Origin of the sequence: Sphingorhabdus sp., from assembly GCF_046292425.1 — a bacterium.
Classification (GTDB): domain Bacteria; phylum Pseudomonadota; class Alphaproteobacteria; order Sphingomonadales; family Sphingomonadaceae; genus Sphingorhabdus_B.
In genome coordinates this window covers 1-6,073 of the sequence record NZ_JBKBQV010000086.1, presented here as the reverse complement: position 1 = coordinate 6,073, position 6,073 = coordinate 1, and the positions used below count along the sequence as shown (strand labels likewise).

The window sequence follows — 6,073 nt, the reverse complement described above, 5'->3', positions numbered from 1 at the left end:
TATTGACTCCATTAGTCGATGGAAGCTTCACACATTACCACAACAAAGGGGAAAGCCGTCGGGAGGCAGTTCGATCATTGCTCGGCAATGATTTTGAAGTGCAACCGCGCTGACTAAATGTGATCGTCCACACAAAGTCCGGCAAACTGGTTGATGTAATGATACCGTTCGATCCGCGGACAACTGCGAAGGTATTCATTGATGGCGAACCTATTTGAGCTCGTGGTATTGGGAACAAATTTGGGCTCGCGTCATTGAACGTTATTAACGTTTTCATTGCACTCCTAGCTGCAGTGGAATGGGGTGGCCTCTCTCCCCGTTTGGCCGCCCCGGTTATTCAGTAGTTCTCTTCATCCGATCATTTTATCTCAGTAGTAAGCTGGACAATTGTCTGTTTTCGATGTGTGATTGGAATGGTGTGCACGTCAACGATGTCGCCGCTACCGGAAAGTCCTCTGTTGGTGCAATAGGGGCGAAAGTCGGACGGTCGTTGAGCTGTGCCCGGGCAGCGCTAAAGATGGTTGGAAGGGCGTCAGCTTTCCAGCTTTTCAGTTTTGCAGCGTAGACGGCCCCCGGCCGGGGGCGGAACTTTTGGGGGAACTGAAAAACTAGTGAACTGGACTGCTGCAGCACTCTAGTTTTCCACCTCGTCTGTTTGGCCACGACCGCCCATGAGCACATATTCGTGCAATGCCAGCACGTCGCCCTACCTTGGCCTTAGGTTTACGACCTCGCGCTCAGCCAGCGACTTCATTCGCTCGTCGATCTGTAGGATAAATTGACTTCGTTCTTCCGATGACCCGCCCATAGAAATTGCGTATGTGGAAACAACTTGCATGCGGTTAACTCGACAATTGGACATTGCAGCTACCACCACAGCAAGATCCGTTTCTTGAAGCTTAGCAAATTTCCGCACGGAATTAAGTACGCATTCCCGGTATCGATAAACACTTGGGGTTATTTCAGGAGCGTCAGATATACGGCCCCCCGCTTGGGTCGCAGGACGAGGCAAAGGGAAGGACACAATTTCCGGCGGTTTGGCAGCGGCTGAGCCTGGCTCTCGGTTACCACCGCTTTTCTTGTTCTCGATGTAAGCCTGTTTACGAACAGAACCGCTTGAACAAGCAAATGTCAGTAATTGGTCCGCAACCGAATTGGCCAATACGGGTTTTGGCGAGCTATCGATACTGTAGGTACCTGAGAAAACCACATTGTCTTGTGTATCGTATTCGATATAGCGCAATTCTTTCAATGTCCGATTGTGGCAGTGGACCGTATTTTCTACTTTAAGGCTCTTCATGCCGTATCGCGGTATTTCATAAATAGCGTGGGTCCAAAAAGTTTTGGTTTCAGACAAATCATCGGTAATTTGATCACTGTCTGCAAGATACACCGTTTCATCGGTGTCCTTTTGGATGACCACCCACCGTTGCTCAGCTTTTGCTGGCGAAATGCCCATGAGCAAAGTTACACCGATGCCTATCGCCATTTTCAACCCATGCATGCAACCCTCCCCGGTCATTGACGACGAAACTACACCAGCATGCAAGAGTTTAGACGGCCGTGATAGAAGTTTGTTGCAGTTCGTACGCGATGGTATCGCGTCCGAGTGGGTAGCTATTGCATACAATCTGTCTAAACGGAGACTGTGATATTGCATCAATCCTTTGGCGTGCGAGCACTTTTTGCAAATAACTTCCCGAAGCTATTTGGTAATAACGAGGTTACCTACAATTACCAGTTCCAATACAATCTCGACTACCACTGGGGATAAAACCATTTTCAGCCAGCGGCAGGGGCGGCTAATGGGTCGCTTGGCCGTCTTTACTTTGATTGGTTCGACGAAAAAAAAGACGTACTGTTATGCGTTCTCTTTTAAATCTAAGCTACAACCGGACCGCACATGAGCTGTCGAACCAGAAAGTTCATCCAATCCGCCATAAAAGTGTACTTAACAACAAGCGCAAAGACATTACTGGCACTCTGACCATTTTGTTGATTGTCGTTTGGTAAATCGTTCATGAATATTGCAAATTGGGCTATAACAACATTTATTCCCACCTCTCGCGGAGCAATTATGAAGCGACTGCTGTATATAAGCGAAAGTCATATCAAACAGGATGATGATGAAGAAACTGTTGTGGCTCAGATTATTGAGGATGCTCAGGAAAAGAACGCGCGCCTCCATAATTTGACAGTTTCAGCGGACGGCCCGATTATTCAGCGATGCTACGCGGACTGGTCAATGGAGTATCTCGTCCCTAGTATTTTCGTTCACAAACAAATTGAAGGATTTCTGCAACAAGCCAATGCGGCACGAGGGCGATCGCACGAAATTGCGCATTAATTCACGCTAAGGAAGAACGAGCGCTTACGTTGCGCTTTCTCTTTGTTATGTTATTAAGAAATCAATATTTTTTTGCATCTTCCGCACTCGCATACAAAAGCATTTTTATAGACTGGTGAACTCTGTCAAATGAGTATGGTTTAGTAATAAACTCAGTTTGGGCATATATTTTGCCCATAAAAGCAATGTGTCCAGAAACCACAATTACAGGTAGCGTGGGGTGATCTGCTCTTACCACCTTAAGTAAGGTCAGACCATCCATTGAGCCGGGCATGCGGATGTCGGTTACAATGAGTTCTGGCACACACTCGGTTATCATCAATATCGCTTTATCCGCGTCTCTTGCTTCGGTTACATCATAACCGTTTCACGAAGCTGCTCAGATAACATCATCCGAATGAGGATTTCATCTTCTACCACCAGAATACGAGCGTTTGCTGCATTGCCTGGTTGCTCGTCCATTGCGCCTGCGCTTTCAGTCATTCTGAATGTTCCTTGGCCGACCACGGGTTTCTGGCAACGGGAAGGATAGCGACTTTGTCCTCGCTACGTCTAAAGCTAACATTTTACTAGCAGGGCCTGCGCTACAAATTGCCATCTAAGTTTTTACCGCCCGTCACTAAATCTGACGATTTGTGACGACCTCGTGCGTGCTTATCTGCAACATTTGGGACGGCTATTGGACGATAGCCGTCCCTTCCACTGGGCGACAGTGGCAATGGCTAACCGACCTTGCCTGGAATTGATCCAACGGTCATGACTATCTGAAACCTGCCTACATAAAAACGCGTGCGAGTTATTGTCCGGGATTCATCGCAAGAAGCGGGGCGGCTTACTGCATTAGCTGGCCGCCCCATCCACTGCGGGGGAGTAAAGCAATGGATATGACACTAGGGTCATTCGAGCCAACATATCATAACGAAACATCGTTCCAATATTCAAAGATAACAAAAGATGACACGCCGTATTATCTGATGCGAAACTGCAACATTATCTTTGCTGGTCGATACCGATTTTAGGTTTGGCGCTCGACCGTTTGCGCTTGCTCGCTCGTTTATGAGATAACCGTGCGCGTAAGGCGCGGCGTAACGGGGGGGACGAACCCTGAGAAACTGAAGCTGTATCACCCCCGGGCAGCCTTTCAGTGTTACAGTCCCGCCAGACCGCGGAAATTTGGCTCACTAACATTTACAGGTTTCCTACACAGGATCCATCGGCGTAATTTGGCTGCATGGACAACGAACATCACAAATTATGTTACATAATGCTGCTGTTCCTGCTTGCAGGGGCATTCGTGCATGGCATTTTTAGCGGACTGATGGCACTGTAACCATTCGTGCACCGAACTTCTGCTAAGGGACGTAGCGGCAAATTGCTTCTAGGTTCTACTATACAGGTCAGCTCTGCAGGCTCAACGCGATAGCAACCGCGGCCAGAATTGCAGCAAGGATAGATGCGGCGATGCCTAGCGTTTTCAGGGACCAACCCGACAGTTCTCTCGATTAATGGCGCGAACGTCCTCATGTTGTCGTAACCAGAACGACAGCTAAGAAGATCTTGGCACCATTCCGGCTTTTCAATTTTCCAGCATGTCAGCGCCTCCGGGGCACCGGTCGGGTGATCAACCTGAGGAACTGGAAAACTGGGGTGCTGACGTAATCGCCTGACCGCGCCAGCTTTTCAGCTTTCCAGTCTGCCAAACTGAGGATCTACGACATTAACATTCGCAATGGCTTACTGGAAATTTGTCCTTGGCTTTACTCGGTTCCGGAGCTGTGCAATACAGCTTTGATTGGCTGTTGGGGGGACACTCATGGTTACGTTGTCGAAAGATCGAGAATTGCCCGTTCGTTTGGTCCGCAATCGACAATTTTGAGTCATCAACTTTCATAATATTCACAGGGCGCATAGCATAACTGGCTTTTCGGGGGGACAGAGCAATGACGGAGACTGCAGTGGCGCCTACATCGGCGCGTATTGAGGCGTTGGACTTCGTTCGCGGTGTCGCGCTTTTTGGCATACTTCTAATGAACATTAACGGCATGGGGCTCGGTCCGGCCTATGATAATCCGACGATAGCTGGCGGCGACACGGGTGTTAATCTTTGGACATGGCTGGTTATTAATGTCGGCTTTGAGGGAACACAGCGCGCGTTGTTCTCAATGCTGTTCGGAGCCGGTGTGATCCTCCTATCGAGCCGGTTGGAAGCTGCGGGGCGGCAGGACAGCGGTGACATATTCTTCCGCCGCAATCTGTGGTTGATCGGCTTTGGACTGGTCAACAGCTGGGTACTGCTTTGGGATGGTGATATTCTTTATTATTACGGGATAACTGCGCTATTTCTATATGCCTTCCGGAAATTGCCTGGCCGCACGCTGCTTGCGTTGGGGGCCGGAGCCCTGCTCCTAGGAGCAGCTTGGAGTGGGATCGACACTCAGCGATTGCTTAACCTTCACGACGAGGCAAGGGCAGCGGAGCAAGTTGCCCCTTCCGCGCGCACGGAAAAACAAACCAAGACCTTAGAAGAGTGGAAAGAGAAGTCCCGCGCAGGGCTCCCGCCAGCAGCTTATGCCGAATTGCGCGAGGCCAACACTGCTTCATACACGAGTGCGCTATTTTCCAGAGCGGACCGTATCAAGCATAGCCAGTCTTGGTACCTCTATCGCTATTTCTTCGACATTTTTGGGATGATGATGCTTGGTATGGCGTTCTTCCGGTTGGGCGTTTTGACGCTCGAGGTTCGTACCCGGGCCTATCTGGCCATGATGGGAGGCGGTTACGCTGTCGGGCTTACTGCCAATATCCTGGAGGCCCGCTGGATTATGGATCACGGTTTCAGCGCACTAGCTTATATGCAGGCGGGGATTAGTTATGACCTTAGCCGACTGGCGATGACGGTCGGTCACCTGGGTGCCCTGATGCTATTCCTGCGTTCGGGCGTCCTCCCATTCGTGCGTCAGTCCATGGCCGCCGTGGGGCGGATGGCGTTAACCAACTACCTTACGCATTCGGTTGTCGCGCTGATCATCTTTGTGTTCCTCGGATGGTGGGGCGCGCTTGAACGACACCAGCTTTATTTCATTGTCGCTGCGATCTGGGCAGTACAGTTTATGCTAAGCCCAATTTGGCTGCGTAATTTCCATTTCGGCCCTGTCGAGTGGCTGTGGCGTTACCTTACCTATGGAAAGAAGCCGCTGTTCCGCAAGGATGCAGGGTCACCGCCACCGGCCGGAGAGTTACCCGCTTCTGCGGCCGTGGTTTGACATATGACGCGGGCATTGTACATCTGCAGGGCGTCGCGGCGAAGAAAAGGGCCGCCAAGGTGCGGAACTGGAAAACTGGGAAACTGACGCAATCTGTCCGCAACAGTTTTCCAGCTTTTCAAGTTTCCAATCCGCCAAAGCGAAGGTGTCTCGCGCGCTAGATCTTCTAGCTTTCCTACACACGTTCCATCTGGACCTGAATTTAGGAGCAGGACCAACCTTTAAGCTCGCTGCTGCCCTCAAAGCCAAACATATTCCGTTCGTTCTCGTGACCGGCTACGACGCATCAGCCATTCCTAATGAAATGCTTGACGTCAAGCGGTTGCAAAAGCCGGTGGATAACCGCGAACTTGTAAGGGTTGTTTGTAGCTTGTGTGACCGTGGTTGATTTAATGGAGGAAGATGCGAAGTGCTGTGTCACCCAAGTCGTCCTTCCGGCCGGCCGCCACCGTCCCGGGGGGGC

At 50.4% G+C, this 6,073-nt stretch carries 6 protein-coding genes; 2 read left to right on the top strand and 4 right to left on the bottom strand.

Annotation, left to right across the window (positions count from 1 at the left end; translation table 11 throughout):
* Window positions 1–706 precede the first annotated feature (706 nt).
* Window positions 707–1,504 carry a surface-adhesin E family protein gene (locus ACK4S7_RS12890; RefSeq protein WP_409647594.1) on the bottom strand — a complete coding sequence of 266 codons (798 nt, stop codon included), beginning with the start codon at window positions 1,502–1,504 and terminating at the stop codon, window positions 707–709.
* A gap of 377 nt (window positions 1,505–1,881) precedes the next feature.
* Window positions 1,882–2,022, bottom strand: coding sequence for a hypothetical protein (locus tag ACK4S7_RS12885; protein WP_409647591.1), 141 nt, complete (start codon window positions 2,020–2,022; stop codon window positions 1,882–1,884).
* On the opposite strand from ACK4S7_RS12885, the gene ACK4S7_RS12880 reads away from it, so the two are divergent.
* A complete protein-coding gene (locus ACK4S7_RS12880) occupies window positions 2,021–2,347 on the top strand; it encodes a hypothetical protein (protein WP_409647589.1) in 327 nt (108 codons plus the stop codon). The two genes, ACK4S7_RS12885 and ACK4S7_RS12880, sit on opposite strands and share 2 nt — an antisense overlap.
* A gap of 61 nt (window positions 2,348–2,408) precedes the next feature.
* Here ACK4S7_RS12880 and ACK4S7_RS12875 read toward each other — a convergent pair whose 3' ends face one another.
* Both ACK4S7_RS12875 and ACK4S7_RS12870 read right to left on the bottom strand, forming a co-directional pair.
* Window positions 2,409–2,651 carry a response regulator gene (locus ACK4S7_RS12875; protein WP_409647587.1) on the bottom strand — a complete coding sequence of 81 codons (243 nt, stop codon included), beginning with the start codon at window positions 2,649–2,651 and terminating at the stop codon, window positions 2,409–2,411.
* Between the two features lie 47 nt (window positions 2,652–2,698).
* On the bottom strand, window positions 2,699–2,830 hold the full coding sequence (locus tag ACK4S7_RS12870) for a hypothetical protein (RefSeq protein ID WP_409647584.1): 132 nt from the start codon (window positions 2,828–2,830) through the stop codon (window positions 2,699–2,701).
* Between the two features lie 1,457 nt (window positions 2,831–4,287).
* Between ACK4S7_RS12870 and ACK4S7_RS12865 the strand changes: the two genes are divergently transcribed.
* Window positions 4,288–5,610, top strand: a complete 1,323-nt coding sequence (locus ACK4S7_RS12865; protein ID WP_409647582.1) for a DUF418 domain-containing protein — start codon at window positions 4,288–4,290, stop codon at window positions 5,608–5,610.
* Window positions 5,611–6,073 lie beyond the last annotated feature (463 nt).